This is a genomic window from Streptomyces sp. NPDC002130, from assembly GCF_040296465.1.
In the GTDB taxonomy this organism is placed as follows: Bacteria; Actinomycetota; Actinomycetes; order Streptomycetales; family Streptomycetaceae; genus Streptomyces.
In genome coordinates this window covers 1-4,327 of sequence record NZ_JBEOXI010000421.1, presented here as the reverse complement: position 1 = coordinate 4,327, position 4,327 = coordinate 1, and the positions used below count along the sequence as shown (strand labels likewise).

Here is a 4,327-nt window from a genome sequence, read left to right as displayed (position 1 = left end):
CGATGCCGGACTCTTCGACGAGTCGACGGTGCGGCGGATCGTCTGCCGAGCCGGACGCCATTGCGGTTGAGTGTGGAGTCGGAGCGGCCGTGGACGATCACCGAGCCGTGGCCGGTGACCGTGATCCAGTCGCCGTGCCGCCAGACACCGGGGTAGAAGGAGAAGTACGCGTCGCGGTAGCGGGTGCCGTCGGGGTCGTTCCAGAAATACAGCGGCATCGACGGCATGGGACGGGTGACGACCAGCTCGCCCACCCGGTCCACGACCGGGAAGCCCACGGCGTCATAGGCGGCCAGCGCCACGCCCAGGTGGGGTGCGGACAACTCCCCTGCCCAGACCGGTGTGTTGGGCGCGCTGCCCGCGAAGCCGGACACGATGTCGGTGCCCCCGCTGATCGACGCGAGCAGTACGCGGTCGCCGACGTGGTCGCGGACCCAGGGGTAGGCGGAGGCCGGCAGGGCGGAGCCGGTGCAGCCGACCACGCGGATCGACGACGGGTCGTGTACGGACGGGTCGATGCCGAACTTGGCCATGCCCAGCAGGTATTGGGGGCTGGTGCCGAAGACGGTGACCCGGTGGCGTGCGGCCAGCTTCCACAGGATGTCGGGCTGGGTGAGGGGTGCCGGGCTGCCGTCGTACGTGCAGGTCGTGGCGCCCGTCAGCAGCGTCGAGGCGACGAGGTTCCACATCATCCAGTGGGTCGTGGTGTACCACAGGAAGCAGTCGTCGGGACCCAGGTCACAGTGCAGGCCCAGGGTTTTGAGGTGTTCGAGCAGGACGCCGCCGTGGCCGTGGACGATTCCCTTGGGCAGACCGGTGGTGCCGGAGGAGAAGACGACCCACAGGGGGTGGTCGAACGGCACCGGGGTGCAAATGAATTCCTCGGTGCGGGTGGCTGCGTCCTCCCACGGGAGCACCAGCGAGGGGTACGCCCTCGACGGCCAGGGCAGGCCCACATGGTCCACCAGGAGAGTGGCCTTCAAGGTGGGCAGCGCGTGGGCGAGTTCAAGGGTGGCATCGCGGCGGTCGTGGGTGGTGCCGTTGAAGAGGTAGCCGTCGGCGGCGATCAGGACGGTGGGTTCGAGCTGGGCGAAGCGGTCGGCTGCGGCCTCGGGGGCGTAGTCCTGGCCGCACACCGACCACACGGCGCCCAGGCTCGCGGCGGCCAGGAACGCCACGATCGCGTGCGGGGTGTTGGGCAGATAGCCCACCACCCGGTCGCCTGCCCCCACGCCCAGCTCGCGCAGGGTGGCCGCGACCGAGGCGACCTGGGCGCGCAGGCGGCTCGCGGTCACCTCGTAGCAGGAGCCGGTCTCGTCCAGGGCGATGACCGCCACGGCGTCGTCGGCGAGGTTCCGCAGGGCGTGGTGGGCGTAGTTGAGGGTGGCGCCGGGGAACCAGCGGGCGCCCGGCATCCTCTCCTCCGCCAGCACCCGCTCGTACGGCGTGTCCGCGTCGATGTCGAAGTACTCCCACACCGCCCCCCAGAAGCCCTCCAAGTCGGTGACCGACCAGTTGTACAGGTCGGCGTAGTCGGCGCCGGACCTCCCGACATGGCGGGCGAAGTCCATGAGGTTGCTGTCCGCGACGGCCCGCGAATCCGGCGTCATGAAAGGCTCGGGCACACTCATCAGGTGACGCTCCTCAGCAGGCTGTCGTCGACGGTTCGTCGCGGCGGGTGGGGACTGCGGGTGCTGTGCAGAAGGGACGCCCAGGCGGCGGTGCCGGTGAAGTCCCGGCCCCCGGCGGGGACGACGTCCATGACGACGCGGTCGGGGCGCAGCAGCACGGCGTCCGCACGGCCGGCGCGCAGCCAGGCGGCGAGTGCGCCGTCGTCGCCGAGGCCGGTCACGGGGACCGCCCGGACACCGAGCGCGTGGGCGAGGGCGTTCAACGAGGGCCAGGGATCGGCGGTGGTCAGGATGGTGAAGGAGTCACCGAGCACCTCGTCGAGGCGGCTGCGCCGTCCGCCGGCGGTGATCCATGGCTGGGGGCAGTGCGTGCCCGCAAGGCCCTTGCGAAGGCGGCGGCGTACGAGGGGTCCCGTGGTCAGGGGCGGGCTGAGGTCGCGGCCGGCCAGTTCGGTCAGGCCGGGTATGCGGCAGGCCGCGGCCAGGGCCCTGCGGCGGATCGTGGCGGCACTGTCCTGGCCGCCGGTCATGGCCCAGCCGATGGCGACGGCGAGCCGGATCACGTGCCGGGCATGCGGCTTGCGTTCACTCTCGTAGGTGTCCAACATCCGCTCGGAACCACCCTGTTGGAGCACTCGGGCGAGCTTCCAGGTGAGGTTGTAGGCGTCCCGCAGGCCCGCGCACATCCCCTGCCCGATGAACGGCGGGGTGAGGTGGGCGGCATCGCCGAGCAGGAAGACCCGGCCGCTGCGCCACCGGTCGGCGATCCGCGCCCGGAAGGTGTACTGCGCCTCGCGGATGATCTCGAAGTCCCCCTCGTGCGAAGGCGGCAGCCACGGAGCGATCAACTCGCGGACCGGCTGCTCCGCCCCCTCGCACAACCGGAACTCCCAGCGGTAACGGTCCTCACCGATGCGCGCGAAGGTCGCCGGCCGGGCCGGGTCGCAGACCTGGTCGACCCCGTCCCAGGAGCGCACGTCGGCCGTCGTGCGGACGTCGATGACGGTCCAGCGTTCCTCGAAGCGCAGGTCCTCCCATACGGCGCCGATCGCCTCGCGGGTGAGGCTGTTCGCGCCGTCGCAGCCGAGCACCGCCTCGGCCCACAGCTCGTGGTCACCGTCGTCGTCGCGGTAGGTAACGCGCACGGGGCCCTCGGTGTCCGGGCCGACTCCGGTGACCTCCGCTCCGCCCCGCAGTTCGCATTCCGGGTACCGGGCCAGGGCGTCGCGCAGGACCCTCTCCAGCTCGGGCTGGTCGAACATGCTGGTCTGCGGGTAGCCGTGCAGGCCGTGCTCGGTCCGCCGGAACTCGGCCATCACCCGGTGCCGGGCGTCCAGCAGCCGCAGCCCGTTCGCCGGGCGGACCATCGCGGCGAACTCCTCCCCCACGCCCGCGGCCTGGAGGATCCTGCGCACCTCGTCGTCAATGGCGGCGGCACGCGGGAGCGGGTAAATGCCCCTGTGCCGCTCGAGGACAACGCTGCGGACTCCGCGCCGGGCCAGGAGGAGGGCGGCGGTCACGCCCACCGGCCCGGCGCCGACGATCACCACGGGTACGTCTGCCCCATTACGTTCGAAGATCATGTGCTTCGGGTCTCATTTCGCGTCCGTGACGGGGGTGCGCTGCTCGCCGAGGTCGATGCGGCCGTCCGGGGTCGCGATCGTCGCTGCGATCACGTCGCCCGGGCTGAGGTAGTGCGGGTTCTTCGCCTGGCTCTTGAAGAACGCCTTCCACTTCACGGCGGGCGGCAGCAGCGCGCCGATCTTCTCGACGGCCTTCGGCGGCGCCTTCAGGGCCGTGCCACCGGGAGTACCGGTGAGCAGCAGGTCGCCGGCGTCCAGGGTCTGGAAGCGGGCCAGCAGGGTCAGCGCCTCGGCCGGGCGGACGATCATGTCGGCCAGGGTGCGGTCCTGCCGCAGCTCACCGTTGACGCTCAGCTTCAGGCGCAGGTCCAGGAGATGAGCGAAGTCCTCCGGCTCCAGCAGGGCCAGGTACGGCCCGGTCGGCGTGAAGGTGGGGTACGACTTGCTCTCGTAGAACTGCGTCTTGGTCAGCTGTACCTCACGGGCGCTGACATCGTTCGTGATCACGAGTCCGGCGACGTACGAGGGCAGGTCCCGCTCCTCGACGACCGTGCCGACGGGCAGGGACGCGCCCATGACGAGGCCCAACTCGATCTCGTAGTCGAGGAACTTCACGTGCGCGGGGCGGACGACGGCCTCGCCGGGGCCGCTGACCGAGCCGGACGCCTTGCGGAAGAAGGCGGGCGGGATGTCGCCGGTGAAGCCGGAGTCGCGGGCGTGGCTGCGGTAGTTGACCATCTGGGCGACCACGCGGCAGGGCGTAGTGACCGGCGAGAGCGCCACCAGGTCGGCGACGGGCGTGCCCGGTTCGCCGGAGGCAGCGGCCTCGCGGACAGCCGGCCGGTCGGCCAGCAGCTCGGCGGTGGTCACGGCCTTGGTCTCGACGGGGACGGCTCGGCCGATGGGGGTCCCCCCTGCTCGAGCGGAGTCGAGAGCTTGAGGGAGGACGACCCACCAGCCGTCGGCGGTGCGCAGGACATTGGTGCTCATGTCAGTGCCTTTGTGAGGGGGATTCGCGTGCGGGGTCAGGAGTTGGCGGCTCGTCAAGGACAACGTCGTGGCGGTCGGAGAGATCGGCTACGACTCCATGACCCCGGCGGAGGACACCGCCCT

At 71.2% G+C, this 4,327-nt stretch carries 3 protein-coding genes; all 3 read right to left on the bottom strand.

Annotated elements, in window-relative coordinates; genetic code table 11:
* Positions 1-1,631 (bottom strand): acetoacetate--CoA ligase (locus tag ABT116_RS40090; RefSeq protein ID WP_351644907.1); only part of this gene is annotated, 1,631 nt, incomplete at its 3' end.
* On the bottom strand, positions 1,631-3,214 hold the full coding sequence (mhpA, locus tag ABT116_RS40085; protein ID WP_351644905.1) for a bifunctional 3-(3-hydroxy-phenyl)propionate/3-hydroxycinnamic acid hydroxylase MhpA: 1,584 nt from the start codon (positions 3,212-3,214) through the stop codon (positions 1,631-1,633). The genes mhpA and ABT116_RS40090, both read right to left, overlap by 1 nt.
* A gap of 12 nt (positions 3,215-3,226) precedes the next feature.
* A complete protein-coding gene (locus tag ABT116_RS40080) occupies positions 3,227-4,204 on the bottom strand; it encodes a fumarylacetoacetate hydrolase family protein (protein ID WP_351644902.1) in 978 nt (325 codons plus the stop codon).
* Positions 4,205-4,327 lie beyond the last annotated feature (123 nt).

What these genes read in the sequence shown, in the direction of transcription:
- ABT116_RS40080 (WP_351644902.1), bottom strand. Translation starts at nt 4,204, where the DNA reads ATGAGCACCAATGTCCTGCGCACCGCCGACGGCTGGTGGGTCGTCCTC.
- mhpA (WP_351644905.1), bottom strand. Translation starts at nt 3,214, where the DNA reads ATGATCTTCGAACGTAATGGGGCAGACGTACCCGTGGTGATCGTCGGC.